At 38.0% G+C, this 26953-nt stretch carries 24 protein-coding genes, 2 tRNA genes, 2 rRNA genes and 1 riboswitch (1 of these 29 cut by a window edge); of the genes, 17 read left to right on the forward strand and 11 right to left on the reverse strand.

Going from position 1 to position 26953, the window contains the following annotated elements; genetic code table 11:
• From CUC15_RS01035 to CUC15_RS01055, 5 genes are all read left to right on the forward strand, one after another.
• Window positions 1-2576 (forward strand): 23S ribosomal RNA (locus CUC15_RS01035) (it extends 342 nt beyond the left edge of the window).
• A gap of 68 nt (window positions 2577-2644) precedes the next feature.
• Window positions 2645-2760, forward strand: a 5S ribosomal RNA gene (gene rrf / locus CUC15_RS01040).
• A gap of 67 nt (window positions 2761-2827) precedes the next feature.
• A tRNA-Asn gene (locus tag CUC15_RS01045) sits at window positions 2828-2902 on the forward strand.
• 7 nt (window positions 2903-2909) lie between these two features.
• A tRNA-Thr gene (locus CUC15_RS01050) sits at window positions 2910-2982 on the forward strand.
• A gap of 299 nt (window positions 2983-3281) precedes the next feature.
• Window positions 3282-4364, forward strand: a complete 1083-nt coding sequence (locus CUC15_RS01055) for an AI-2E family transporter (protein ID WP_114914958.1) — start codon at window positions 3282-3284, stop codon at window positions 4362-4364.
• 205 nt (window positions 4365-4569) lie between these two features.
• Here CUC15_RS01055 and CUC15_RS01060 read toward each other — a convergent pair whose 3' ends face one another.
• Window positions 4570-5205 (reverse strand): TetR/AcrR family transcriptional regulator, encoded by a 636-nt coding sequence (locus CUC15_RS01060; RefSeq protein ID WP_114914959.1) that lies wholly within the window; start codon window positions 5203-5205, stop codon window positions 4570-4572.
• Between the two features lie 149 nt (window positions 5206-5354).
• Between CUC15_RS01060 and CUC15_RS01065 the strand changes: the two genes are divergently transcribed.
• The 4 genes from CUC15_RS01065 to CUC15_RS01080 all read left to right on the forward strand — a co-directional run bounded on the left by CUC15_RS01065 (window position 5355) and on the right by CUC15_RS01080 (window position 10622).
• The gene (locus tag CUC15_RS01065; protein WP_242985915.1) at window positions 5355-7598 is read left to right on the forward strand and encodes an MMPL family transporter; all 2244 of its coding nucleotides are present in this window, start codon (window positions 5355-5357) and stop codon (window positions 7596-7598) included.
• 138 nt (window positions 7599-7736) lie between these two features.
• Entirely contained in the window at window positions 7737-8105 is a 369-nt protein-coding gene (locus CUC15_RS01070) for a TIGR02328 family protein (protein ID WP_114914961.1), read from the forward strand.
• A 213-nt stretch (window positions 8106-8318) separates the two neighbouring features.
• Entirely contained in the window at window positions 8319-8933 is a 615-nt protein-coding gene (locus CUC15_RS01075; RefSeq protein ID WP_114914962.1) for a PH domain-containing protein, read from the forward strand.
• A gap of 200 nt (window positions 8934-9133) precedes the next feature.
• A riboswitch (purine riboswitch) is annotated at window positions 9134-9234 on the forward strand.
• Between the two features lie 92 nt (window positions 9235-9326).
• Window positions 9327-10622: an NCS2 family permease gene (locus tag CUC15_RS01080; protein ID WP_114914963.1), complete on the forward strand. Its 1296-nt coding sequence runs from the start codon at window positions 9327-9329 to the stop codon at window positions 10620-10622.
• 253 nt (window positions 10623-10875) lie between these two features.
• Here CUC15_RS01080 and CUC15_RS01085 read toward each other — a convergent pair whose 3' ends face one another.
• Window positions 10876-11802, reverse strand: a complete 927-nt coding sequence (locus CUC15_RS01085) for an EamA family transporter (protein WP_162800243.1) — start codon at window positions 11800-11802, stop codon at window positions 10876-10878.
• Between the two features lie 489 nt (window positions 11803-12291).
• Here CUC15_RS01085 and CUC15_RS01090 point away from each other — a divergent pair, with 489 nt between their 5' ends.
• The gene (locus CUC15_RS01090) at window positions 12292-12501 is read left to right on the forward strand and encodes a response regulator transcription factor (RefSeq protein ID WP_114914965.1); all 210 of its coding nucleotides are present in this window, start codon (window positions 12292-12294) and stop codon (window positions 12499-12501) included.
• Window positions 12502-12556: 55 nt separating this feature from the next.
• Here the strand turns inward: CUC15_RS01090 and CUC15_RS01095 are convergent, their stop codons facing one another.
• The 5 genes from CUC15_RS01095 to CUC15_RS01110 all read right to left on the reverse strand — a co-directional run bounded on the left by CUC15_RS01095 (window position 12557) and on the right by CUC15_RS01110 (window position 18166).
• Window positions 12557-13990 carry a PH domain-containing protein gene (locus tag CUC15_RS01095; RefSeq protein ID WP_162800244.1) on the reverse strand — a complete coding sequence of 478 codons (1434 nt, stop codon included), beginning with the start codon at window positions 13988-13990 and terminating at the stop codon, window positions 12557-12559.
• Complete coding sequence (locus CUC15_RS01100; protein WP_114914967.1) at window positions 13980-14501, reverse strand: PH domain-containing protein; 522 nt, start codon at window positions 14499-14501, stop codon at window positions 13980-13982. Before CUC15_RS01100 ends, CUC15_RS01095 begins: the two co-directional genes overlap by 11 nt.
• 139 nt (window positions 14502-14640) lie before the next feature.
• Window positions 14641-17616: a type 2 lanthipeptide synthetase LanM gene (gene lanM, locus CUC15_RS01105; RefSeq protein ID WP_114914968.1), complete on the reverse strand. Its 2976-nt coding sequence runs from the start codon at window positions 17614-17616 to the stop codon at window positions 14641-14643.
• Window positions 17617-17664: 48 nt separating this feature from the next.
• Window positions 17665-17793: a hypothetical protein gene (locus CUC15_RS20570; RefSeq protein ID WP_278309186.1), complete on the reverse strand. Its 129-nt coding sequence runs from the start codon at window positions 17791-17793 to the stop codon at window positions 17665-17667.
• Window positions 17794-17971: 178 nt separating this feature from the next.
• Window positions 17972-18166 carry a hypothetical protein gene (locus tag CUC15_RS01110; protein ID WP_114914969.1) on the reverse strand — a complete coding sequence of 65 codons (195 nt, stop codon included), beginning with the start codon at window positions 18164-18166 and terminating at the stop codon, window positions 17972-17974.
• A 407-nt stretch (window positions 18167-18573) separates the two neighbouring features.
• Between CUC15_RS01110 and CUC15_RS01115 the strand changes: the two genes are divergently transcribed.
• The 6 genes from CUC15_RS01115 to CUC15_RS20330 all read left to right on the forward strand — a co-directional run bounded on the left by CUC15_RS01115 (window position 18574) and on the right by CUC15_RS20330 (window position 21774).
• A complete protein-coding gene (locus tag CUC15_RS01115; RefSeq protein ID WP_242985916.1) occupies window positions 18574-19035 on the forward strand; it encodes a disulfide oxidoreductase in 462 nt (153 codons plus the stop codon).
• Window positions 19032-19496, forward strand: a complete 465-nt coding sequence (locus tag CUC15_RS01120; RefSeq protein ID WP_114914970.1) for a thioredoxin family protein — start codon at window positions 19032-19034, stop codon at window positions 19494-19496. Before CUC15_RS01115 ends, CUC15_RS01120 begins: the two co-directional genes overlap by 4 nt.
• A 41-nt stretch (window positions 19497-19537) precedes the next feature.
• Window positions 19538-20218 carry an ABC transporter permease gene (locus tag CUC15_RS01125; protein WP_114914971.1) on the forward strand — a complete coding sequence of 227 codons (681 nt, stop codon included), beginning with the start codon at window positions 19538-19540 and terminating at the stop codon, window positions 20216-20218.
• Between the two features lies 1 nt (window position 20219).
• Window positions 20220-21155, forward strand: coding sequence for an ABC transporter ATP-binding protein (locus CUC15_RS01130; protein WP_114914972.1), 936 nt, complete (start codon window positions 20220-20222; stop codon window positions 21153-21155).
• A 278-nt stretch (window positions 21156-21433) separates the two neighbouring features.
• Window positions 21434-21610, forward strand: a complete 177-nt coding sequence (locus tag CUC15_RS20205; RefSeq protein WP_205317639.1) for a hypothetical protein — start codon at window positions 21434-21436, stop codon at window positions 21608-21610.
• Between the two features lie 38 nt (window positions 21611-21648).
• The gene (locus tag CUC15_RS20330; RefSeq protein ID WP_242985917.1) at window positions 21649-21774 is read left to right on the forward strand and encodes a DUF6254 family protein; all 126 of its coding nucleotides are present in this window, start codon (window positions 21649-21651) and stop codon (window positions 21772-21774) included.
• Between the two features lie 161 nt (window positions 21775-21935).
• On the opposite strand, the gene CUC15_RS20335 is transcribed toward CUC15_RS20330, so the two are convergent.
• Window positions 21936-23918: a methyl-accepting chemotaxis protein gene (locus CUC15_RS20335; RefSeq protein ID WP_242985918.1), complete on the reverse strand. Its 1983-nt coding sequence runs from the start codon at window positions 23916-23918 to the stop codon at window positions 21936-21938.
• Window positions 23919-24224: 306 nt separating this feature from the next.
• The gene (locus tag CUC15_RS01140) at window positions 24225-24614 is read right to left on the reverse strand and encodes an RDD family protein (protein WP_114914973.1); all 390 of its coding nucleotides are present in this window, start codon (window positions 24612-24614) and stop codon (window positions 24225-24227) included.
• A 285-nt stretch (window positions 24615-24899) separates the two neighbouring features.
• Between CUC15_RS01140 and CUC15_RS01145 the strand changes: the two genes are divergently transcribed.
• Window positions 24900-25145 (forward strand): hypothetical protein, encoded by a 246-nt coding sequence (locus CUC15_RS01145; protein ID WP_114914974.1) that lies wholly within the window; start codon window positions 24900-24902, stop codon window positions 25143-25145.
• 171 nt (window positions 25146-25316) lie between these two features.
• On the opposite strand, the gene CUC15_RS01150 is transcribed toward CUC15_RS01145, so the two are convergent.
• Window positions 25317-26042: a YwaF family protein gene (locus tag CUC15_RS01150; protein ID WP_114914975.1), complete on the reverse strand. Its 726-nt coding sequence runs from the start codon at window positions 26040-26042 to the stop codon at window positions 25317-25319.
• Window positions 26043-26111: 69 nt separating this feature from the next.
• Window positions 26112-26888, reverse strand: a complete 777-nt coding sequence (gene fabI, locus CUC15_RS01155; protein WP_114914976.1) for an enoyl-ACP reductase FabI — start codon at window positions 26886-26888, stop codon at window positions 26112-26114.
• Window positions 26889-26953: the final 65 nt, after the last annotated feature.

A 26953-nucleotide genomic window follows, 5' to 3' on the forward strand; every position in this document is an offset into this window, starting at 1 on the left:
CGATCTGGAAAGGTCAGCCATAGCGGGTAACAGCCCTGTAGTCGAAAAGGAATTCTCTCCGGAGTGTATCCTGAGTACGGCGGAACACGAGAAATTCCGTCGGAATCCGGGAGGACCATCTCCCAAGGCTAAATACTCCCTAGTGACCGATAGTGAACCAGTACCGTGAGGGAAAGGTGAAAAGCACCCCGGAAGGGGAGTGAAATAGTACCTGAAACCGTGTGCCTACAAGTAGTCGAAGCCCGTTAATGGGTGACGGCGTACCTTTTGTAGAATGGACCGGCGAGTTACGATCGTATGCAAGGTTAAGTGGAAGACACGGAGCCGCAGCGAAAGCGAGTCTGAATAGGGCGTTTATAGTATGCGGTCGTAGACCCGAAACCGTGTGATCTACCCATGTCCAGGGTGAAGGTCAGGTAACACTGACTGGAGGCCCGAACCCACGTATGTTGAAAAATGCGGGGATGAGGTGTGGGTAGGGGTGAAATGCCAATCGAACACGGAGATAGCTGGTTCTCTCCGAAATAGCTTTAGGGCTAGCCTCAAGCATTGAGTATTGGAGGTAGAGCACTGATTGAACTAGGGGCCCTCACCGGGTTACCGAATTCAGTCAAACTCCGAATGCCAATTACTTCAGCTTGGGAGTCAGACTATGGGTGATAAGGTTCATAGTCGAAAGGGAAACAGCCCAGACCGCCAGCTAAGGTCCCAAAGTATACGTTAAGTGGAAAAGGATGTGGAGTTGCCCAGACAACCAGGATGTTGGCTCAGAAGCAGCCATCATTTAAAGAGTGCGTAATAGCTCACTGGTCGAGTGACTCTGCGCCGAAAATGTACCGGGGCTAAACGTATCACCGAAGCTGCGGATTGTTCTTCGAACAATGGTAGGAGAGCGTTCTAAGTGCTGTGAAGTCAGACCGTGAGGACTGGTGGAGCGCTTAGAAGTGAGAATGCCGGTATGAGTAGCGAAAAAAGAGTGAGAATCTCTTTCACCGAATGCCTAAGGTTTCCTGAGGAAGGCTCGTCCTCTCAGGGTTAGTCGGGACCTAAGCCGAGGCCGAAAGGCGTAGGCGATGGACAACAGGTTGATATTCCTGTACCACCTCATGATTGTTTGAGCGATGGGGGGACGCAGTAGGATAAGGAATGCGCACCGATGGATGTGTGCGCCCAAGCAGTGAGAAAGTTGGATAGGCAAATCCGTTCAACAATTTCAAGCTGTGATGGGGAGGGAAATTAGTACCGAAGTTCCTGATTTCACACTGCCAAGAAAAGCCTCTAGTTAGATCATAGGTGCCCGTACCGCAAACCGACACAGGTAGGCGAGGAGAGAATCCTAAGGTGAGCGGGAGAACTCTCGTTAAGGAACTCGGCAAAATGACCCCGTAACTTCGGGAGAAGGGGTGCTTCATTAACATGGAGCCGCAGTGAATAGGCCCAAGCGACTGTTTAGCAAAAACACAGGTCTCTGCGAAGCCGAAAGGCGAAGTATAGGGGCTGACACCTGCCCGGTGCTGGAAGGTTAAGGGGAAATGTTAGCACTTCGGTGCGAAGCATAGAACCGAAGCCCCAGTAAACGGCGGCCGTAACTATAACGGTCCTAAGGTAGCGAAATTCCTTGTCGGGTAAGTTCCGACCCGCACGAAAGGTGCAACGACTTGGGCACTGTCTCAACGAGAGACCCGGTGAAATTATACTATGCGTGAAGATGCGCATTACCCGCGACAGGACGGAAAGACCCCGTGGAGCTTTACTGTAGCCTGATATTGAATGTTTGTGCAGCTTGTACAGGATAGGTGGGAGCCGTTGAAGCGTGAGCGCTAGCTTACGTGGAGGCGCCCGTGGGATACCACCCTAGTTGTATGAACCTTCTAACCCAGGACCGTGATCCGGTTCGGAGACAGTGTCAGGCGGGCAGTTTGACTGGGGCGGTCGCCTCCCAAAGAGTAACGGAGGCGCCCAAAGGTTCCCTCAGAATGGTTGGAAATCATTCGTAGAGTGTAAAGGCAGAAGGGAGCTTGACTGCGAGACCTACAAGTCGAGCAGGGACGAAAGTCGGGCTTAGTGATCCGGTGGTTCCGCATGGAAGGGCCATCGCTCAACGGATAAAAGCTACCCCGGGGATAACAGGCTTATCTCCCCCAAGAGTTCACATCGACGGGGAGGTTTGGCACCTCGATGTCGGCTCATCGCATCCTGGGGCTGTAGTCGGTCCCAAGGGTTGGGCTGTTCGCCCATTAAAGCGGTACGCGAGCTGGGTTCAGAACGTCGTGAGACAGTTCGGTCCCTATCCGTCGTGGGCGTTGGAAGTTTGAGAGGAGCTGTCCTTAGTACGAGAGGACCGGGATGGACACACCGCTGGTGTACCAGTTGTTCCGCCAGGAGCATCGCTGGGTAGCTACGTGTGGAAAGGATAAGTGCTGAAAGCATCTAAGCATGAAGCCCCCCTCAAGATGAGACTTCCCATCACTTCGAGTGAGTAAGATCCCTCAGAGACGATGAGGTTGATAGGTTCGGTGTAGAAGCGTGGTGACACGTGGAGCTTACGGATACTAATCGATCGAGGACTTAACTAAATTCTTATTTGATTGTCGTTGACCATTACTCTTATTTAGTTTTTAGGGTACAAACCTAAATATAGTTGTCTGGTAGTAATAGCGAAGAGGTCACACCTGTTCCCATCCCGAACACAGTAGTTAAGCTCTTCAGCGCCGATGGTAGTTGGGACTTTGTCCCTGCAAGAGTAGGACGCCGCCAGGCTGCTTTTTTTCTATATTAATTTACTGAAGAATCATCAATAAATTAAGCTTATATTCAGTCACATTATTCCACAGTAGCTCAGTGGTAGAGCAATCGGCTGTTAACCGATCGGTCGTAGGTTCGAATCCTACCTGTGGAGCCATTTTCATGCTTCCATAGCTCAGTAGGTAGAGCACCACCATGGTAAGGTGGGGGTCAGCAGTTCGAATCTGCTTGGAAGCTCTTGGTGAAACGCTTGTCCTGTGAAGGATAAAGCGTTTTTTTGTGTTTATAAAAATTATATAGTGGAATATATTATTGACAGATCTTAAAAATGGAGTATTTGTTCTTATAATCAGAGAGTAAATAACACAGCAAACAAATAATTCAATTTAATAATGTCGAGGTTTTGTTCACGGCATTTGTAATTTACTATTTAATATTAACCCTGTCGATCAATGCCAGGACAAATGGTGAACACATAGTGGAATAGTTACAACATAAATTCAACAGTTTATAACAAGGAAGAGGGAAATCAGAGCATGTGGATTAGGCATTCGTTTTTTAAATACATGACAGGCGCATTGTTAATTGTAATCTTTATTTATTTTCTAGGGAAAATCGACTATTTTTTATATCCCTTTCAAAAACTGATTGGGACATTATTTTTCCCGATTGTAATAGCTGGTTTGCTCTATTATATTTTAAGACCCGTTGTTTCTCTTTTCTCAAAATCAAAATACATCCCTCGTTCAATAGCGATATTAGTGGTCTATGCCGTAATAACAGGTATCGTTTTCTTAATCTTTCATTTTGGTGGAGAGTCTATCAGCGAACAAGTTAATGATATGGTAAAAGTTATTCCGGAAAATATTGAACAAATGACAGGGGAAGCAGAGGAATTTATGGATGAGAAAAATATAAATATGTTCTCTGTCGACCAGTTCAAACAAAAAGGGATGACTTACTTAGGCAACCTTACCCAATCTATCGGTCAAAATATAACAGATATTGTAAAAGCACTTACTAGTGTAGCCACTGTTCTAATTATTGTTCCCTTTATTTTGTTTTACTTATTAAAGGAGGGCGACCAACTAATTCCGTTTCTATTGAAATTTATACCCGAAAACCATAATGCAGAAGGTAAGAAGATATTGAAAGACATTGATGGGACAATTGCAGCTTATATTATTGGCCAATTGACTGTTGCTTTGGTTAACGGTGTTCTAATGTATTTGGGTTACCTTTTTATCGGCCTTGACTATGCTGCTTTTCTAGCATTATTTGTTGTCATGACTGCAGTTGTACCTTTTTTAGGACCGATACTTGGCATTTTACCAGCCATTGTATTTGGGTCGATTCAAAGCCCGGAGATGGTTCTTTATATATTAATTGTTTTAGTTGTAGTTCAACAATTAGAGGGGAACCTTGTTTCTCCATTAGTATTAGGAAACAGGTTAGATATACATCCATTAACAATCATTCTACTTTTAGTTGTAGCCGGATCGATCTATGGTTTTATTGGTATACTCATTGCAATTCCGCTTTATGCTGTATTAAAGGTGACCATAAAAAACCTTTATCGATTTTACCTACTTCGTCAACCGATAGCTAAGAAACATTGAGAAGAGGTAAAAAAAGAAATTTAGACAATACCAAAAGGTAATTGAAAAAAACTGTGAAGGATATAAGAGATGGGCATTGATTAAAGAAACAATCCTTATACTGAAACGTCAATTTTCTATAGAAGAATCCATTTTAAAGAATCTTTTTCAAAATGGATTCTTCTATATTTACTATAATTAAAATTAGTGAAAAAAACCTTTAACTCTACAGCGATGACTGGTTTTCGTTTGCTAACCCATTCCAGAATAAATTCACAATTTGAGTCACTAGATCATCCAACGATGAAAATGTTTCTTTATAAGCATTATCTAAATTATTTCCAGCTGTAAGCATGGATACAAACATAAGTGCACCTAGGCGAGGATTGCTTTGAGGAATTTCTCCCTTATCCATCGCTTTTTTTATTGCTTGCTCCAATGCTCCATACATATTGTCCTCTGCTTCCTTCATCAATTGCAATTGGTCATCAGAAAGAGATGTTTTCGCTTCCTTCATAAATGCATTGATATCAATATCTACTGTTGCTTGTATATGTGCTTTAGCAATCTGAAATAACTGTGTCTCCAGTGATGCATTTGTTGAGAGAATATCTATAATTCTTTGCTTAATTCGAATCATTAACTGAACCATTGCATCTGTAAAAAGGTCTGCTTTTGTTTTGTAATAATAATACACGGTTGCTTTTGTGAAATCACATTTTTGAGCAACATCATCCATAGACACTGATGGATATCCCTTTTCTAAGAACATGCCAGTCGCTGTATGCAAAATCAAATCCTTCGTTGATATCCCATCTTGTTCTTTACGAGGCCTTCCTAATGTTCGTTGTGTACGTTGCATAATACCCAGCTCCAAATTCAATATACTAGATATATTATATCATATCTTAAATAACACTTGAATAATTAACCTACTAGTATATATAATTATAAAGTACATGACTTTTAGAGAAAACAAAATAAAAGTCCATGCTAGAGAGGATGAGGATCTTGATTAAGCTATTGAAAAAGTGGGGAGATATTGTTGCTAACAGCAAAACGCGCTGGGTAACTATATTTATTTGGATTTTATTGATTGGGATTTTTTCGTTTATATGGCCACAGGTAAACGATCGCGAAACATCAGATACGCAATTATTGCCGGATGATACGATGTCTGTTGAAGCAAGTAAGATTTCTAATAAAGAGTTTTCGAATGATGCAGGTACGCCATTACTGTTAGTGTGGCATCGTAACGAGGGACTGCGAGACTCGGATTATGAAATGATTCAAACTCTTTACAAAGATCTCGATGCTGCACCAGTCGATAAACAAACGTTTATTCCTCCTTTTCAGGATGTACCTGTTGCTGCCATGGCGGGAAGTGCATCTGAGGATGGGGCTGCACTGATAACACCAGTATTCTTTAATGGTGACGCATCAACTGAAGAATTACAAGCTGCTTTAGAACAGCTTGAAATGAAAATAACGGAGCAATTTGGCAGCGAAGTTTTGGAAAATGACATAGAGGATGCTAGTTTGCATGTTCGCTTTTCCGGGCCGGTGGGAATTCAGACCGATGCAGTTGCACTCTTCAGTAATGCTGATATCACATTGTTAATTGCGACGGTATTGATTGTGTTTATTTTGCTTATTTTACTGTATCGTTCTCCTATTTTGGCGATTATTCCACTTATTGCCGTTGGGATTGCCTATGGAATAATTAGTCCTTTACTCGGATTCCTAGCAGATAAGGGATGGATAGTCGTTGATGGACAGGCAATCTCCATAATGACGGTACTGTTGTTTGGAGCGGGAACGGATTATTGTTTATTTTTAATTTCGCGTTACCGTGATGAACTGCGACAGGAAAAGGATAAACATGCAGCATTAAAGCGTGCGATTAGTGGTACAGGTGGCGCCATCATGATGAGTTCTATGACAACTGTTTTAGGGCTGCTATCACTTGGGCTGGCTTACTATGCATCCTATGACCGTTTTGCTATACCATTTAGTTTATCCATCTTCATCATGGGAATCGCTGCCTTAACACTGCTGCCTGCGATTTTAGCGATACTTGGAAGATTTGCGTTTATCCCGTTTATACCTCGTCCCGAAGAAATGATTCAGGAAATGGAGAAGAAAAAAGGGAAAGAAATGCGCCGTCCGAAACCGAGTCATCGTTTTGGCAAAAAGATAGGAGCGTTTGTCACAGAAAAACCATGGGCAATTATCATTGTCAGTATGATTCTTCTTGGGGCTTTAGCCGCTTTTGTACCGAAAATGCAATTTACGTATGCATTATTAGATTCTTTCCCGGAAGATATGGCATCACGTGAAGGTTATACAATAATTGAAGACCATTATCCACCGGGTGAAATTGCCCCTGTCAGTATTATTGTTGATACAAATGGTGAGGAAGTTTCACTTAAGGAGGAGTTGGAGGAGCATCCATATGTAGAGGTAGTTGCTGATCCAGTTGAAGGATCGGTAACAAAGGATATCCAAGAATGGCAAGTCACGCTTTCAATTGATCCTTACTCCACAGAAGCAGTGGAAAGTATTCCAGAACTTCAATCTATCGCAACGAATGCATTAAGCGATACGGGTGTCTCAAATGCTGAAGATTTTGTCTGGCTCGGCGGTGAAACAGCTACACTATATGATACAGATCAAGTTACAAGCCGAGATCAAGCATTGATTATTCCTGTTCTGTTATTAATTATTGCTATATTACTCGTGGTTTTCCTAAGATCAATTGTCGCGATGGTTTATTTACTTGCAACGGTAATTATCTCGTATGCATCCGCGCTTGGTCTAGGCTGGATTGTATTGCATCATATCTTTGGTGTAGCAGAAATTCAGGGATTAATCCCGCTCTATTCCTTCGTCTTTTTAGTCGCTTTAGGAATCGATTATAATATATTCCTTGTTTCAAGTTTGTGGAGTAAACGCAAGATTATGCCTCTTAAGCAAGCAATTACAGAAAGTGTAGGAGAAACTGGAAGTGTCATTAGTTCAGCAGGACTTATTTTAGCTGGTACTTTTTCTGTTCTCGCCGTACTTCCATTGCAGGTACTTGTCCATTTCGGTACTATTATGGCAATCGGAATTATGATTGATACATTTATCGTCAGACCATTGCTTGTTCCTGCGATTACAACTGTACTTGGACGCTATGCTTTCTGGCCTGGGAAGCTCTGGAAGCTTCGCGATGATGAGAGTTACAAAACGAAGTCCGATTCTAAGGAATAAATCAATTAGTTTAGGTTGCTGGCAGGCGAAAGTTTGCCAGCTGTTACTGTTTCTAGTTGGGGACTATGATATTATGTTTAAATAATATGATCACTATAATCGAGGACAAATTGAATCAATAAGAAATCAGGTGAAAAAATGCGCTTATGGCATGAAGCACTTATTTCCAAACTGCCCCGTCAGCAGTTATTGGGACAGCACCGGGAATGTTGTGCGTTACGAGGACTAGGGTGGAATAAAAAGCACGCAACAGTCGACTATGTATTTCAGTATTCTCCTGATAAATTATTCCAATACCATATAAAGGTGATGGATGAAATGAAGAAGCGGGGTTATAACAATGATCCATTATGGGAGAATCCAGCATATCGTGGTAAAGCATGTCCACCTTATAAAGAAGATGTGATTAAGGAAGAAAATGAGAGTAGACGGATTTATCCCGAACATGATGCCGCTTATTTGGAAGAATGTATTAGTAATCTTTCAGCTAAAGGTATTTATTTGTAATGGAGGGGGTAAGTTCATCATTACCTAATCCAGGCATATTTGTGATACCCTAAGGATTGACTATAAGATAACCAAAAGTGCACTAGGGAATTTTCACTTGTAAGCGATTCGTATATCCAAACAAAGTAATATATACTATGATAGAATATTCTAATAGAAGGATGTTAACTTACGTATCAGTAACAAAAAATCACTGATTGAAGGAGACGAAGTATGTTAAAAAAATTAGCTGCCGACGCATTAGGATTATCAGACATTGGAAAGATTATTGAGCCACAGGATTATGATAAGACAGATGCAGATGACTATGTGAGACATGAGGACAATGAGAAGATTTACTTTTTAATCATGACAAAAGCAGATGAATATTGCTTTACCAATTTGGCATTGATTCATGTGGACGGTGAAAATGCAACATCTTCCAAACGAACGATGAAGCGCTATCCATACTCACAGCATACGATTTCAAATGTTCTTCTGGAAACAGCCGGTAAAATTGATAGAGACATTGAGATTAAATTTTCATTGGGTAATGAGTTTTTTAGTATTGATGTTCGTAAAGATGAGATTGATAAGCTGAAGGATCTCTATAAAGCATTGCTATATATTTCTGAAAAGATGCATGAAAATAGCGTGATGTACAATATGGCAGGAGAAAGCCTTGATAAAGCAGTATCTGTTCTGCAAAATTCAAGAACATCTGAAGCAGACCTTGCATCCCAATATAAACAACTAACGGAATTTGGATTTTCCTGGATGGAATCAGCTCGTAAAGACTACCATCAAAAGGATTTTGGAGCAGTGTTCGAAAAATATATTAATAATTAAACTGTGCAGGGGCAGCTGATGGTATAGCTGCCCCTATTGTTATTGCGTTACAATAATGGAAAACGGATCTGGTAAGTAAAGCTGAACAAACCTGTTCCTACCAAGTTGTGAATCTGAATCTGTCTCTGTCTCTGTCTCTGCTATTCATCCATCCACTCTTGACGCAGTACCCTCTAACTTGATATCATTTTCCTATGGTTCTAATAAGAAAAGCTACATCTTGTATAAGTCCAGGAATATGGCTTGGGCGTTTCTACCAGCTACCATAAATAGCTCGTCTACAAGGGATGGAAATGTATTTATATTTTCTGTGCCTTTTGTTACTTTGACATGCTGGAAGTTGGTCAAAGTTTTTTTATACATGGAAGTAGCAAATAGGAGATACTACATATTATGAAAAACTTTTTTGGATTTACAGAAAGAAATACGACATATAAACAGGAAGTTCTTGCAGGGCTGACAACCTTTCTTTCCATTTCATATATTTTAGTCGTAAACCCGCTTATTCTAAGTCAAGCTGGGATGGATCGGGGCGCTGTGTTTACTGCAACAGCGCTTACTGCAATCATTGGTTCATTACTTATTGGTCTGCTTGCGAATTATCCAATCGCTATTGCACCCAGTATGGGGCTAAATTCATTCTTTACTTTTTCCGTTGTTATCGGTATGGGGATTGAATGGCAAGTAGCATTGACAGGCGTTTTTATTGCGGGCATTATTTTTATGATTTTAAGCTTAATGAAAATCAGGGAAAAGATCATTAATGTGATTCCTAAGGATTTAAAACACGCGATTGCTGCTGGAATTGGATTTTTCATTGCATTTATCGGTTTTAAAAATGCAGGGATTATCGTTGCCAATCCAGATACATTTGTTTCGATTGGTGACTTAACATCATCTGGCACTGCATTAGCTGTCATTGGCCTTATCATTACAATCATTATGCTCGTTCGTGGGATGAATGGGGCAATATTTTACGGAATGGCGATTACAACGATTATAGGGATGATTGCTGGATTAATTAAAATTCCTTCTGCTATTATTGGTACGATTCCGAGTCTAGAACCAACATTTGGTGCTGTGTTTATGAATTTGGATGCGATTTTTACGCCGGATGTATTAGCAGTTATTTTTACCTTTTTATTTGTTGCTTTTTTTGATACAGCTGGTTCCTTAATTGCGCTTACCAGTCAAGCTGGAATCATGAAAAACAATGAAATTCCAAAAATAGGTAGAGCCCTGCTTGCGGACTCTTCAGCTGGGGCAATCGGCGCGGTACTGGGAACGTCCACACCTGCAACGAGTGTAGAGTCGTCATCAGGTATTGCAGTTGGGGGCAGAACTGGATTTACATCTATTATCATTGCACTATGCTTTTTGATCGCATTATTCTTTTCACCTATCCTTGCTGTCATAACGACAGAGGTTACTGCTCCTGCGTTAATTATTGTCGGGGCATTAATGGCGATGGATATCAGGAATATTGACTGGAGTAAAATTGAGATTGTCATTCCTGCATTCTTGACTATAATTATGATGCCACTAACTTCCAGTGTAGCGATGGGTCTCGCTTTTGGCTTTATTCTATATCCATTATCTCTAATGGCGCAAAAGCGCTTTAAAGAAGTGCATCCAATTATGTACGTGCTTTGTGTGTTATTTATTTTATATTTTATTTTTATTGCATAGCTGGTTTATGCATATAAGTAATCAATTGAAGGTAGACCAATATATAGAAAACCTAAGGAATGCAGCATTCCTTAGGTCTTTTTATATTTCTGTCAGTGATTGGTTTTTCTTGGATAAAGCTCTATATTAATCTTCATTATATCGGATGGATATGAAGGGCACATTACATAATTTCCTAAGAACTGGTGTTAACAGACTAGAAGCTAATTCCTCACTCCTGCTCATTCTCCTGCGCATGTTTCCTATTGCCTGTCTAATTAGCAAATCTTCTCCGATTAATAAACTTATGCCAAATACCCTTCATTTCCCCAATTGCAATTGCAACTAGGATAAGCGCCACACCGAACCATCTGGAAGGTGCAATATATTCCGAAAGTCCGATATATGCAACGATTACCGATACAGGAAGTTCTACGGCACCGAGAATAGTGGCTAAGCCAGCAGATATATGAGGAGTTGACATGGCAAACATAAGCGGTGTTAAGATGAGCCCACATAGGGCAAGACCACCTGCGTAGATCCATATGCTTCCACTACTTAAGACTTCAGAGTTTAGCGACATGTGCGGTGGAAATATAATAAAGATTAATAGCGTTGCACCTGTAATCATAAAGGGTGTTCGAATCGTTGCCGGAACATCAACAGCTACACTTCCGCTGACAATAATAAATGCAGAATAGGAGAATGCTGATCCAATACCTAAAACAAAGCCGATAAGTGTGATATCAGATAGACCGCCGTTAAACACATCTGCGGCAAATAATACACCTACTAGAGTTAGGATAACGGTAACCATCGTTTGTTTACTTGGTCGCTTCCTGCTAAAAACCCATTCAAATAATACGCCAATCCATATGAATTGAAATAATAATACAACTGCTAGAGAAGCAGGTAGGTATTGCATTGATGCGTAATAGAGAATACTTGTCAAGCCAGTAAAGCTTCCTGCAAGCATGAGAGAAAGCACTGTTTTGAAGGTAAGTTTTTTGGCTGTATGAGGGTGGCGTCTAAGAGCGAAAATACCGATGATCCAAAGCACTATTAAAGCAATAATGGCTTGTACCACCATAATTTGACTAAGCGCCCAGCCTGCAGCATAACCTAAGTTAATAAATAATGGGTTCAACCCAAAAAAAACAGCACCCAAAAGAAAAGTGATGGTAGCATGATGATGTTTCATATTATAATCCTCCATTATTGTTAAATAACATGGTGTATTTCTCTTGGGAGAATAAGACCATACAGACTATCATAGCATATTTTTGGGGTTATTGGATGTGTGTTGATATATAAAAATTTTATACCAATTAAGAGAAGAGATTACGATATTTTGTAAAAGACGAAACGGGGGATGTGTGCGATAGTGTCGCAAGCATGGTTATGGGGAAGGGGGATATGATTTAAAATTTAGAGGCTCCTTTCTTCTCTGCCAACTGGACACCTGCGACACCCATCTTTATGTTCAGGTATTTATGCCTGGAAAAAATTCCTGGCAGGCTATAAGGATTATTTTGTAAAAATATGAAGGATTCCTCATCTCCTATGTCAAAATTTATGGATAGATACTATTTTAGTGCGAATATTTGGAGTTAACAGAAAGGATGCGATTTATAGAGATTATTATTTTTATTATTTAATAATTATATTCTATTAAAAGGTGGTGTAAAAAATGTATGGAACTCAGATCGAAATAACTCCTATTGAGCATCAAATCATTAAACTTATCGCAAATGAGCAAACCAATAAAATGATTGCAGAAGAGCTAAGCTATTCCCAAAGATCCATTGAATATAATATTCAGACCATTTGCAAAAAATTAGAAGTCCAAACGAGAGTCGGTATTGTATGTAAAGCATATCAATTACATATCTTACCCTAAAGAGAAAATGAGCATTTTCGCCTCAAAAGAACGAAAATGCTCACTTTCATTTCTATTACTTACGATAAGCACGGTAGCTCGACCAACTAAGTAATGAACGTGCTACTTTTTCATCTAAATACTTAATTGAGAATATTTTTCCCATAAGTCCTCCTGCAACTTGAATCTCTACATTCATAAGTTTGCCAATGCGTTGAATCATACTTTGCCGGACTAAACTTGACTGAATACGATTACGTGGAATGATAACAGTCCTTCTAGTAATAAACCGTGTTCGAGCAACTAACAACTCTCCATGTACATACCAACCTTCATCCTGATACCATTTATATGCATAAATTAATAAAACGAATACCAATAGAAAACTCAACACTCCCCATGGAAAGAAGAAAATGGAAACAAGCGAGGCAACCAGGATATTTACTATAAAATCAAATGTAATCATATAATGCCATGAACGCTGAGGTACACGTTGAAAGTCCATATTATCTATCTTAAATTCTGGAAGCGTATCATGCAAGAAATCTTGCAGTTCCCTTACATGCAATAGCGGATGAAGGATCAACGATTTATTAAATTCCTCTCCATTCCCAAGATAAATAATTCGTAGCGTTGAAAAGCCGAATAGCTTGCGTATCGGATTTTCTATAATTTGCAATGCTTGAATTCGCTTTATAGGAATTAAGGACTGTCTGCGATTAATCACTCCCCGATTGATGACCACATGTTCTTCGGATTTCGTTACTGAAAAGTTAATATACTTCATGATATTAGATAAAAAAGAAACTAAAATCGTTAAAATTAATAGAATTACTACTGATATTACGAGTGAACCAACATCATTAAACTGAAAATGATCTACCAAAAACCTGAATATGCTTCTGGAGTCTACAAAGTTTTCAAGAAAAGAAAGAAAACTGCCTAGAACTGGAATAATGATGAAAAGAGTTCCAGAAGTTATGCTCAATAGAAGCATTTTCTTATATGTCATACTTTGATAGGGCTTCTTTTCATCTTTTTGGTTACCGAATAAGCTTCTATGCTTTCCATTTGTTAGTATATCTTGAAGCTCAAGAGACTCACTTTTGGATACTGCATGAAGAAGAGGTAGAGCTTCTAAATTAGAAGCTGTTTTTATCCTCACTCTCACTACTCCGAAAACCCTTTGTAATATTCCTTGCTCATGGTCGACTGACTGAATTCTCTCCATGGGAATAGAATAGACTTTTTTAATAAAGATTCCATATTCCATTCGAAATTCCCCTTCTATCACACCATAGGTAAATCGGTACCAGGAAAGGGTAGACAGTAAAATAAATCCTGCCACCATCACAAAACCGCCTATTACTAGCCAGGTTTTAGTCTCCGATTCTATCGATTCTTCTCTAATCATGAGAATGGCAATAATCGGTAAAAGGATTCCGTTTATCCAGGTGATCAATTGAATATAAATCGTAGCATGGTGCTGGCGCTTCATCTTAAACGTCATCTTGTACACCTGCCAATTTAATAATTTTGTCACGAAGTTCTTTTGCTTGTTCCAAGGATAACGCGGGTATATCATGTACTCCTGCAGCTGTTGAAATAGAAACTGTCGCTAATTGATAGCGGCGAAGTAATGGCCCTTGTTTCGTGCTAACGTTTTGTACACGAGCCATCGGGATCAGCATCTGTGTTATTACTAAAATTCCATACTGTAAACAAACCTCATCCTCCAATATCATAAAGCGCCATATCTTTAATCGAATCTTTGGTAAAATAAAAATTAATAGGACTGCTAAGAATAACATGATAGCAGCCATTCCAATTGGGATTAATAATGGCCAGTCATAAAGATAAGAAAATAAGAACAATAATAAGGTGATTAGAAAAAACACACTCGAGACAATCATACCTGTCGTCTTCCAAACATAGATTGCCTTTGAATTAATCTTCTGCCATTCATTTGTTCCCATCATAGCATGGTACTCTTCATGCAGGATTTCATTTTGAAATTTCATTTCTATTGCCTCCGGGAATTTTGTATAATAACCTCGATAATAAATAATTTAAATTTTCCTCAAATAATGGTATGATAATAATTACCTTCCTTAGTTCCAAGGAAGCCCTTAAATACAGCCTCGTGCCTGGGGCTGTATTTCATCCCCTTAGAACCGATGAAACCTGATTGATATTTGTTAACCGGAGCAGCTGATAGCCTATTCCAGCCTGACCAGAATATAAACCGGCTGTTCGATAACCAGCTATATCATGTAATTGATAAAACCCATTCTTCCTTTTTTTATCCAATATGAAATCAGCAATCTTCATAGCTTGATTTCGATACTTTTCATTTCCTGTTACCTCATATAATATGCAATACAGTTCCATCAACCCGGCATTTCCATGACATAAACAATCATTGTTTAAAAGAGGGAGCTTCGAATCATCTAAAATCTCACAAGTTTCCAATGTGTTCTCACGTGATAAAAAGAGCGTTTCACCAATCAAGTTACCAACCTGTCCATTACACCAGGACATAGAATTGGCTGATTTTATTCGGGCAGAACACCTTTTATTCATGTAAGAATACTGTTTCTCCCCTGTAAGCATGCTTAATTCCTGGAATACGGTCGTATAGCCCATAGCACCATGGCCAAATCCGTCTTGCTGAATCTTATTTATGTCCATGTTAGTGATTATATAATCCGCAATTCGCTGGCATTCCTTAAGAATCTTTTTCTGACCATACTTTCGATAAAAACGCATGCACATGGATAGATAGCCTAATAGGCCATTTATGTAGTCTAGTTCTTCATTCTCCTCCAGCTTGATTGGTTGCATCTCATCTAATCCGATTTCCTTCAAACGACGATCGATAAAATCATAATCCTTTTGAAGGTAGCTTTTCAAATACAATAGTCCATATACATTACTGCTAATTCCTTTTAATCTCTTATCCTCATCTCTTATATCAATGGAAGCCGTAACCGTTTGGGCGAATGCATAAAACAAATGATCACCAGTCATTTCATATAATGTTGTATAAAATAAGATGATTCCCGACAAACCATGATAGAAACTTGTTTTCATTGGCTGAAGCGCATGATGTAAATCATTTGTATATTGAATCCACGTTACTTTCCCATCTTCCTGAATGCTTTGGCTTATTATGTCTCGGCCTATTTCCTTTGCCTCGTTAAGATAGTCATAGTCATTTGTCCTGGCACCTCGGATTAGTAAGCTTAAATTTAGGCCTGTGCCTTTCGTATGATATGTTTCTTGAGAGATGGAAAGACGAATCAAAGCTAATTGCTTTTGTAGATCGATTTCTCCTAATTGATTTAGCTTCTGTTTAAAAAGCTTGAAGGAATCATATCTCAATCCTTTTGTGATGACATTTCTAGCATGATCGATAAGGGTATTCGTTTGTATTTCATTGTAAAAAACTGGGATATCATGAAAAAGTAATTGCTGATGCTCTGAGGCGATGATTTCTTGATACGAAATATTATAGGACCATAAATTTTCTAATATTTTTTCTCGGTCCAACATATTTTGTAGTAAATCTGGGTGCAGAGAATGATTCAGTAATTCATAATATAATTGCGAATGCCGAAAAATCATCCGAACGGTTAATCCTTTTTCTGCTGCTACCTTTTCAAGTATCTCATTCCTATGAACCTGCAGAATACGATATACCTCTTTAAATCCTTGAAGAATGTAGTCTAGATAGTGTTTTGCTTCACTTTCCTTATTCGGAAGATTATGAGCACCCTTGATCGTTCGATAGGTTTGGGCATATTGTATTTCATCCGTATGATCATGAATTAGCGTCCAAATTTTTTTCGGATAGGTTTCCTGTTTTCCTCCAAGCGCACTAATATCGATCTCATTCTGTTTACGAGACATAATATTTGGGAGGTATCCAGTTGAGCTGACATTTAAAAATAAACTCTCTTGGACAAGATTTTGGAGAGATTCGTCACTAAAATAATGAGCAGGCTGCTGTAAAATGGATTCTGTATCAATAAGGTATGGATTAAATTTTTGAGCAATGATATTTTCCATGTGAATGTCAGTTGCATTCAATCCATATAGAACAGCAAGTAATTGCCCTGATCTTATGTAAAACTGTTCTAATTCTGTCTCTGATGTACAAAATTGAGGAGAAATATATTCTTGAAACAAATAATCCTCATCTATCTCTGTTTGTATCAGTTTTAATTGCCCAGAAGAATCCTGTTTATTTAAAAAGCTGATCAGTCTTGTTATTAAATGATCACTATTCGAATATTTTGGCTTATAAATGAATTTTGTTCCTGATGTTAGCGTAATCTTTGCTACTGATTTTCCTTCATGGTGTGTATCCCCTAAATTGAAATCAATACGCTCTATCCGAACCTGTTTCTCATCACCAGCAATATGTTTAAAAAACGCCATATGTTTTTTAATACGTTGAAACAATCCCTCTATATGTGTGAGGTAGTATTCGGTTGTAGTAATGATGAGGCGAGCAAGAACAATATATTTATTGAAAAAACCCCAGATCTCTTCTTTTTGATTATAGTATTCTAAAAAGCTAATATAACGTTCAGCGGAGTCTTCTCCACATAATTGATTTTTTTCCTTTTTCATATGTAATTCATGGACTAAGGCTTTTTTAGCCAAATTAAGAATGAGTTGCTGATAGGATTCTATTAATGGAACTCTAAGGTTGGGACTTGATAAATCCCTATTTTCAAATACTATTTGTTTGAGCCTATCGGAAGTGTACGTAATGAAAGGTCGCAAAATATAAGTGAAATCCTTTTTTGGAAAGGCTTCACTAGATTGACATTCAACTACTTTAGATAATAGTTTATACCAATTGGATGCTTGTGCGAATCTAGTAAACAATTCCTTGGTCTCTGAATCTACATAATACAATACAGCTTGAGAGAAAGTATCTTTCCGGTACTTATTTAAACGCAGCATATTTGCAAATTCCACATCTGACAGAACACTCATATCCTCACGCCAGAAATTTAAGGAAGGCTCATGTAACATCCTTTGTTTTTGTTGCTGAATGAGATAATAGCGTTCTTGGATTGTTAATGCCTGATGTAAATTAGAAAAGTAAGTAATTGGATCCACCTCCTATTATTAAAAATCCTATTGCCATTACCTAATGATGAAAATCAGTTATGCACAAATTCTTGTGTATGAAAGGAAAATTGTCCAAAAGTTCTTTTCTTGGTGTGTATCCATATTATCAGATTTGTAGAATTGCTCTAATTCTTTTCTTGATGTGTTTTTTAAGCTTTTTTCCATTATTTCACCTCCTTCACTAAAGATAGAACATTTGTGGCAATAGGATTTTTAATTAGAGTAATAAGCACGCCATACAATGCGTATGGCATGCCTATTTATGACTTGGAAAACATAACGTTTGATTTTTACATGATGTCATTCAGATGGATAAAATAATGCAGTGCCCAGTGCCTGTTAACTAAAAGAATGTTCTGTCAAGCCAATTGTATACTGCGATACATGCCCAAGCATACTTTTGGCAGAAGTTTGATAGTGCTGTGTATCCTGCTCTGATAGCACTAACTAATGCAGCTGCAACATTCTTAATGTTACGCCAGATCCAATTAATCGCAACGGCTGCATAGCGTAAAATCATCGTTATTATTCTACCCATTTCAATTCCCTCCCTTTTTTTATTGTTCCAATGTGGAAGCCCTTAATTTATCCACAACTGTAATCTACCAAGATTAATAGATTAATTCAATAACTTTTTAATAGTTTGCGTTTTTCCGAATAGTTAAACTGTTATTCCTATTTAAGCTATTAATTCTGCTATAATTCAATATGAGATTTAAAGAAGAGTTGCTGGAAACTTAATTTTAATAGTGAAATGCAAAGTAGTCGGAAAGAAAAAGGGGGAAAGGCGTTTGAAAAAAATAGGTTTAGTGGCAACTGTAATAGCATTTTTATTCGTACTATATAAAATTTTCCTTTATGGTTTTTCCGTTCGCTCGGGCCTGTGGGTCTTTTGGGGTGTCCTATGTATTTTTGTCATGTTTAAGACCATAAAGGAGTTAAAGAATGAAAAGTAAAACGGCAAATGGAGATGTTAAAATGAGTAAAATCTCAGTAGAGAATAAAATGATATTTGCCTGGACGGTTTCATTGCTTGCGACTTCAGGAAGTTTATTTTTTTCCGAGGTAATGAAGTTTATTCCGTGTGAAATGTGTTGGTATCAACGAATTTTAATGTACCCGCAAGTTATTTTACTCGGAATCATGTTATGGAGAAAGGATGGACAGTCGATCATATATGTTTTACCTCTTTCCATTATTGGCGTGCTTGTATCTGTCTATCATAATGTTATTCAAAAGATTCCACAGGCAAATGTTATTTCTTGTGGAATCATTCCATGTGATATTGAATATATTAATTGGTTTGGATTTATAACGATACCTATGCTCTCTTTAATTGCATTTTTAGCACTTGTATGGGTACAAATTTCCATACTAATCAATCATTACAGGGGGAAATCGATATGAAGAAACTACTTGTGATTCTTGGCATTGTACTAGTCGGCTTTATTACATTTGAGATTATATATACACAAGCGACCAAAGTTGATATCACCAACAATGCATACCAGAAGGAAACATTGCATCCGGAAACAATTAAACAGTTAAAAGACGAAAACTATGAAAATATTATTTTGCCCGAAGAGTTAGATTCTATTCAGGCTGATGAACAAGAGGCAATTGTTTATTTTTATAGTCCAATTTGTCCCCACTGTTTAGAAACAACACCAGTGATTATTCCTAAATCAAAGGAAATAGATGCTGAGGTTCACATGTTTAATCTCTTGGAGTTTGAGAAGGGATGGGAGGATTATGGCATCACTAAAACACCTACACTTGTCTACTATAAACAGGGGACTGAACGCAATAGATTTGAGGGGGCCATGGCAGAAACGGACTTTTTGAATTTTCTTGATTCTAACGATTGAAATTGATTAGAAATATATATTGAAGATGATGGAGGGAGCAAATGTTTACTATAGGATATCGTGAGTTTATCAATTCTTTTAAAAGCATTAAATCATTACTGACTATTATCACAATGATTTCGTTAAGCTATGCCATCGCTTATTATTCTGATAAATATATAAGCATCATCTATGAAGAATTTAATTTGACAAGTCTTGCAAGTCTATTGCTTGTCATGTTAATTTTAGGATTTTTATTTGTCTTTAGTATCTCACATGACACATTCAGTAGGGAAATACATAGTCGCACAGCAAGATTTCTAGTTACCAAAACGAATAGAGATACGATAGTAATTGGCAAATTTCTTGGTATCATGTTTTTTTGGATCGCTTGCATTGTGATCGCAACAATACTTCTAATAACCATAACGATGAATTTCAGCGTCGAAGATTTTTTCCAAATCATTGTATTTATTACCTATCCAATTACATTTTGTATTCTAATATCCATTATCTTTTCTAGACCTGGTTACTCCATGTTTATTGGATTATTCGCAGCAATCGCAATACCAGCTGTTAGTTTTTGGAGTATTTCATCGAACAATATATTTATTGGCTGGTTAAAGTACTTTACACCATACTACTATGCATACGAAGGCGGTTATAAGCATTATTTCATTCTTATTCTATCTGCAATTCTCCTAGTTCTATCGGTTATCCTATTTAGAAGGAAGGAGCTTTAACATGAGTGCAATTAAAATTGAACATGTCACGAAATACTATAAACCAAAGAATGTGATTGACGATATTTCCTTTGAAGTGAAGGAGGGAGAGATCTTCGGGTTATTAGGGAAAAATGGTGCGGGAAAATCAACCTTAATTAATATGATGGTTGATATTTTGCAGCCAACAGCTGGACAAATTTATATCTTTGGTAAACCCAGTACAGAAATAGAAGTTAAGCAAAGGATAGGTGTTTTACCTGACTACGAGGCATTTTATGATTCCCTCAATCCAGTTGAACATTTAAATTATTTTGCGAAGGTTAATGGAAAGAGAGTAACCAGGGAAGAAATAGTCCATGTACTAGAACAAGTTGGCTTGAATAAGGGTGTAATCACAAGAAAGGTGAAAAAATTCTCCTTTGGCATGAAGAAAAAGTTAGGCATCGCACAAGCCATCATTACGGATCCGGATTTAATTATCTTCGATGAACCTACCTCTGGCCTTGATGCAGAGGCTGTTATTCAGATTCAACACCTGATTCGCAGCTTAAATGCAAGAGGGAAAACAATTTTTATGACCTCCCATAACTTAGATGAAATTGAGAAGATTTGTACACGAATCGCAATTCTCAGTGATTCAAATGTGATGAACATTGGTACCCTTAATGAACTGAGAAAAGAATTCCATGCTTACACAACGATTATTTTTAAACATTTACCATATAAACAAGATCAGCTTAACCTTGTAAGAAATCAAATTGAAAGCATGTCAGAAAAGGTGATATGGGAGACAGAGCAAACAAAAGTTATTCTGCAGAATGAAATGCAAATTCCATATCTACTCAAAATACTAGTCAACCAAGACATCCAAATCCTACGTATGGATGTCATTGAACCCTCCCTCGAAGACATCTTCCTTGGAGGATTTAAGGATAGACAACTAGTTCCAGTCTGATTCTTATTTTCGCATTAAAATAAGAAAACATATGGTCAAGACGCTAACCGATAAAATTGAACTGCATCCCTATTTAGGGATGCAGTTTTTTTCATCCTTTAACTGCTCCAACTGGGGGAATATTATTGACTGTGACTGGAGGCAACACTAAAGACTTCAGGGTTTTAATTCAATCTCATATGAAGCGAACTACTTTTATTTTGTTACTATCGACTCATCATATCAGACGCATATTTCAATCCGCATTTCCCATACTAAGCAATAAAGGAGGGATTTCCATGGCAAAAAGAACGAAAAAAAATGATGCAGAACAGAAGAATAAACAAGGATTTGATTCCAGTAAGAGGGATTCAGAATTCTCTAAGGAAATAGGAAGTGGCAGTGCAAAGGCAAATCAGATGCATAAAAATAAAGCGAAGAAAGAAAGAGCATCTAAGATAAACACTAAAGGATAGGGATGTCTTGATAAAGCTGATTAGGGAGGATCCATTCTATGTCTAAATCAAAACGACAACAAGAAAGAGAGTGGCAAGGAAGGAAGCAATCTCAAAACCCGCATGGAAAAGTTAAATCGTTTGAAGAGCTAACTGCAGATTCAGTGAAAGATAAATCGAAATAAAATTAAACAATAGGTAATGATAAACCCCCAAAGAAGAATGGTTTCGATCATTAATAACCGATGATCGAAACCAATTTTAAATTATTGCTAGTTTTGTCCCTGTCTTAATAAGTTTACATAATACTCCATTACTTTATAAGTTGCTTTAGCTTATTCAAAACTTAAATCTTAAATCGACGTACTAATTCATTTAATTTTTCAGCAAGCATCTCAAGTTCAACAGAGCTTCCCGCTACTTCCACCATCGAGCTGCTTGACTGCTGTGCTGTTGCTGATGTTTCCTCTATACCTGCAGCTGATTCTTCCGTTATTGCTGCAATTTCTTGGATGGCTACGTTCATTTCGTTGCTGCCATCTGCAATTTCGGATAAGTTTCCAGTTATAACAGTAATATAATCTACCATCTCTGTTGTGGCAGAATTAATTTTATTAAGAGTTTCCGCAGTTGTTTTGATTTGTGAGGTTCCAAGTTTAACCTCAGCATATCCTGCTTTTAATGATTCAGCAACAGCTTGAGATTCGGATTGGATATTACTTACAACTTGTGTAATATCTAATACCGATACAGATACTTGTTCAGCCAGTCTTCTAACTTCATCAGCTACAACAGCAAATCCTTTGCCATGTTCACCTGCCCTCGCTGCCTCAATTGCTGCATTGAGAGCTAGCAAATTTGTTTGATTCGCAACTTCCTCGATAATGGAAACAAGCTGGGATATTTGTTGAGATCCGGCTTCCAAAGTATCCATCTTTTCCACTGATCCTTTTACAATTTCATCAATTTCCATCATTTGCTGATTTGAGGATTCCATTAGTTGCTTACCATGGCTTGTCAGCTCTAAAACCTCCATTGAGGTTTTCCGAACTTTTGCTCCTTCTTCGTTCGTATCCTGAATTTTTACAGAAAAACTCCCCATAGCAGAAGATAGTTCACTTGTAGAATCAGCTTGTTTTTCTGTTCCTGCAGCAATTTCCTCCATTGTTAAGGAAATCTGTTGGGAGCCTGTTGTTACTTCGTTAGCCAATTGGGTTAATTCCCCACTCTGTGATGCAACATTATTTGAAGCTGCAGCCACGTTCGAAATAGTATCGTGAAGGGTGTCCTGCATTAATTTCATATCTGCTAGCAGTTCACCAATCTCATCATTGCGTTTACTTAAGGTAATTTTGGTTTTTAAGTTACCTTTTGAAAGCTCCAGCATTGCTCTTGCTATTTGTTTGATAGGATTGGAAATCGATCTACTAAACTTCATCGATACAAGGATTACGACAATAATGGTTATGGCCATGATTACTAAGCCAATATACAAAGATCTTTCTTTTGTATCATTAATAACAGATATATCTTGAGTAATACCAATAGTACCTATTGTTTCCGATTGAGTAGGGTCATACATCGGTATGTAAGATTCTAGTGTATCGCCATCATGGGAAGCTATGCTTTCTCCATTTTCAATAGTTGATAATAATGAACTGTTCTTAATTGTCTCACCTATATGGGAATCAATGGATGATAAAGCGATAACTCCCTTTTCATTATATATGTCGATGGTCACACCTGGCAGTATGTCCTTTAATTCATTCAAAAAAGTATCATCAATACCAGTCTGAAGTGTTCCGATGACCTCATTATTACGAATAATTGGTGCAAAAGCACGAACAGAAAGTCCGCTGCTGCCGAATTCAAATCCTGAACTGACTTCACCGTTTAATGCTGTTTGAATTGCAGGCAGAGAGCTTTTGTCGTCTCCGTATTTTTCTGGATTGTGTCCACGTAATATTACATTCCCTGAGATATCTCCAAATTCAAGAACGTTAAGGCCATGTTCAACTTCAAGACGTGCAAAAACCGGGATAATTGTTTGCAGTAATTCATCACGGTTCTCAAATTGATAAGCATCAATAATTGTATCGTTGCTCGCATAAATTTTTGTTATTTCGAGTAAATCCTCTGTTTCCTTTTGAAACTGTGCTTGCACCGTATGCTCAGTTTCTTTTTGCTGAATGTTGATAAGTTTATCAAACCCTTGCTCCGTAGTGAAATAAATAATACTCACTGTAAGAAGTAAAGGCAATACAGCTAATGTAAGTATAATTGTTAGTAATTTTTTATTTAAACTATTAAATGTAAATATCTTTTTCATATGAGTCCCCTTGTAATTTTGTAGTTCTTGTTGGTATTTAGACTATCCACCTTATAATATTTATTTCTATCATAAAAAATGATGATATATATATTATATCGACTTCTATGACAACAATCTTAAGTGGTTAGAAAGTAGCGACAGGTTATTGTTTTATCTAATGATTCATAAAGTATCGAGTTCGATTATTGATAACTTAAACAATAAAATATGAAAAAGGCACTGCTTAAGTGCAGTGCTAATTGTTAAGTCGATTATGGAAGTCCTAATTTATAGCTGAGATAAAGGTGTCTTGCCCTGTCGTATTTAAACCTCCCTTACAACCGTACCTGAAACTTGATCATGGGGAAGGATCGCTCCATCCTGCTCTTCAAAAGATTTCCGACTTTTAAAGTAATCAAGAGTGCTCAATGTATCTCGATAAGCCATTCGTTTAATGATTTGGTTCGGCGTCGGTTGAGATCCGTCCTCATTTTTAAGGGCTAGTCCCATTGTTTTATAACCGATTGTTTGGCCAGATGTACGCAGTTGTGCATATTCCAGTGACCACATCACAAGGGTAGGTGTCACTAGTACATGAACAGCTTCATTTTTCACCTTTTTTCGCAAGAAGTACTCAATGCCTGCGGTTACAGCAGTTGAAATGGCAAGGTCAATAAAATATGCTTTTGTACGTTTTTTTGTAATAGATCTCACTAAAACTACTCCCTTCTTTTTGGCTTGCTAATACATTTACGAATATCGAAGGAAAAGGTTTCACACAACTTGGTAAATAATGGAGTCTATCGTGAGTTTCATAAAATCATCTGTATTCTTATCAAAAAGCTAACTTGACATCACCATTGGAAGAAAGTGAAAAACTTGAAAAATTATCCCTTTCAAAAAGGCGATTCCAACGATGGATATCTTCATTTTCCCTAATAGTTATGCCGTTCTTTTTTATTTAGTACATGCATAATCTATTAAAAGGTGGTGATGGAGATGTTTGAAATTTATGATGTGGTGTTGATTCCGCTTATAATAGGCTTGGTTCAGCTCCTGAGAACGTTGGGATTGAGAAAGAAATACCTGCCCCTTGCATCATTAATTTTTGGTTTGGCAGGCGGGATTTTTTATATGTATCCGGATGATCTCAAAGGCGGCATTATTGTTGGTCTAATGCTAGGTCTATCGGCAAGCGGTTTATACAGTGGAACGAAAAATGCATTAGAGGATAGTAGGAAGTGAGTGTCCCGAGTCATATTCTCGCAAAAATTGTTCATTTTAAAAATAGATTTAAATCCATAGGCTATTCACTATTCCTCGCATGCTTACCTGAGGTTAAGTGAATAGCTTTTTCTATGTTAATATTCGACTAAAATTCAATTCGTAACAAGTGTTGAGTGAATCTTAAAGCTGTCATCCTTTCCTAGACTCAATCCACCTTACTGCTAACCACAGCCCCAAGAATACTACAAACCCCACTAAACACAAATTCACATAGTACCAAACGCCACTCCCAAGCAAATCTAAAGGAGTAGAGGCTTTAGGTGTACTCGCCAAATACAAATAATTAGATCCCAGCAATGGATTCACAGCAAATCCAATAATCCCTGAATAAATTAGCATGTAACCATATGTCTCCAGCATTGATTTAAAGGTGACCTTAACAGAACTCGTTGAGATTAGAAAAATCCCCGTCCAAGAAATAGCTAAATGAGAGATGAAAAATTGCAAAAAACGAAATTGCGGAAAATCATAAGGTAATTCAGGAGTAATGATCGCCAGGAATGCAGGAATAAAGCCAATGAAAAATGAAATCACGATTAATCTCTGGTTCAAACTCGCTAGGGCAATAGCACCGATAATGCTGGCAATCCCGCAGAGATGCAATGGAATATATTCACTTAGACTCCAGATGCCATTTGTCGCAGTCCATATTTGATAAGAAACCTCAGATAAAACTAGGACACTAAATAGACTCCAGCGGATGATATTGTATGCGCGCGAATCCATGCCATCTTGTTTGCGCATGAAAAAGAAGAGGATAAGTCCGATTGCATAAATCAAAATCATGATAAGATGACTCTTACCGAACGAAATAAAAGGATCGCCATCAATATTGGTAAACCATTCCCGAATCATATTAGCCCTCCATTAAAAAAAGATTCCCTACGCTACATTATATGCAGCATAGGGAATCTTCATTTCTGTTTAACCACCAATAATATGGAATCCAGAATCAACATGGAGCACTTCTCCAGTTACCCCTCTTGAAAGGTCACTGATAAAGAATAGAGTTGCATCCCCGACTTGATCTTGATCGACATTGCGGCGAAGAGGAGCCTTTTCAACAATAACGTTTGCTTTGTCATTGAATCCAGATACACCTTTAGCAGATAGGGTGCGAATTGGACCAGCTGAAATCGCATTTACACGGATATTGTATTTACCCATATCCTCTGCCAAATAACGTACGCTTGCTTCAAGAGAAGCCTTAGCAACGCCCATGACATTATAGTTAGGGATGACACGTTCAGAACCGAGATATGTTTGTGTTACGATACTTCCGCCCTCTGTCATTAATTCCTTCGCTGCTTTTGTAACAGCAACTAGAGAATATGCGCTAATTTCTTGCGCTAAAAGGAAGCCGTCGCGAGATGTGTCTGCGTATTCGCCTTTTAGTTCCTCACGTTTTGCGAAAGCAACGGAATGAATGACACCGTGGATGACGCCAACCTTTTCTTTAATTTCTGCAAATGCTGCTTGAATACTTTCGTCATTAGAAACATCACAATTCACTAATAAGGTTGCTTCCATATTATTGCTTTCTAATAGTTTCACTAATTTCTGGTGGGAGCGTTCCTGGCGATTGGTGAAGATAAGGTTTGCACCTGCATTATGCAATGACTTGGTAATCCCCCATGCAATGCTTCGTTCATTTGCAACACCCATGACTACAATATTTTTTCCTTCTAATAGACCTGACATATGTATACCTCCAAAAATATCTTTTCTTTCGTACATTATAACCTAATTATTACAATGAAAGAAAC

The sequence above is a fragment of the Oceanobacillus zhaokaii genome (genome assembly GCF_003352005.1).
Taxonomy (GTDB): domain Bacteria; phylum Bacillota; class Bacilli; order Bacillales; family Amphibacillaceae; genus Oceanobacillus; species Oceanobacillus zhaokaii.